Source organism: Faecousia intestinalis (assembly GCF_040096185.1).
Taxonomy (GTDB): domain Bacteria; phylum Bacillota; class Clostridia; order Oscillospirales; family Oscillospiraceae; genus JAZOXB01.
In genome coordinates, this window is sequence record NZ_JBBMFF010000005.1 from 1 (window position 1) to 791 (window position 791).

A 791-nucleotide genomic window follows, 5' to 3' on the forward strand; every position below is an offset into this window, starting at 1 on the left:
CTCCGCGCAAAATTCTCCGCGTCGGCGCGACGAAGACCATCGGCGACTATATCCTCCCGCCCGCCATCTGCAGCTTTGTCCGCGCGCCGGAGCACGAGCTGCAGTTCACCGTGGACAACACGACGCGCCTGCTCGGGCAGCTCGAGGCGGGGCAGCTGGATTTTGTGGTCGTGGAGGGCATTTTCGACAAGCGCCGCTATGACAGCTTCCTGCTGCGGGAGGAGCCGTATATCGGCATCTGCGCGGCCGGGCACCGCTTTGCCGGGCGGCGCGTCACGCCGGAGGAGCTGCTGACCGAGACGCTCCTGCTGCGGGAGCCCGGCTCCGGCACGCGCAGCATCCTCGAGCGCGAGCTGATGCAGGTGAGCTACAGCACGGCGGCCTTCTCCCGGACGATCTGCATCAGCAGCTTTCCCGTCATCCGCGCGCTGACGGCGGCGAACTGCGGCATCAGCTTTCTCTATGAGGCCGTGGTGCGCGGCAGCCTGGAGATCGGCAGCTTCACCTGTCCCCCGCTCACCGGACGGCACGAGCTGAATGTCGTTTTCCTGCAGCATACCGGCGCAGGCAGCCTCGCCCGCGAATTCGTCGCGCCAGTCATGGAGCAGCTTCCCTGACCGGCCGACAGAAATACCGGCGACGAGCGAACGATCGGTACAGACCGCCGATAAAACGCACAAACCGATTGCGTCTGTAGCGGCGTTCCCTGAGCGCCATGCACATCTGCAAATTCCCACGCACTCCGTCGACCGCACAGGTTCCCGGATTTGTCATTGCGAGGAGGCCAACGG

The 791-nt window shown here is 65.2% G+C and carries 1 protein-coding gene; it reads left to right on the forward strand.

The annotated features are described in order from the left end of the window. On the forward strand, positions 1-617 hold a 617-nt coding region (locus tag WMO66_RS00035), incomplete at its 5' end, for a LysR substrate-binding domain-containing protein (protein ID WP_349134361.1). Positions 618-791 lie beyond the last annotated feature (174 nt).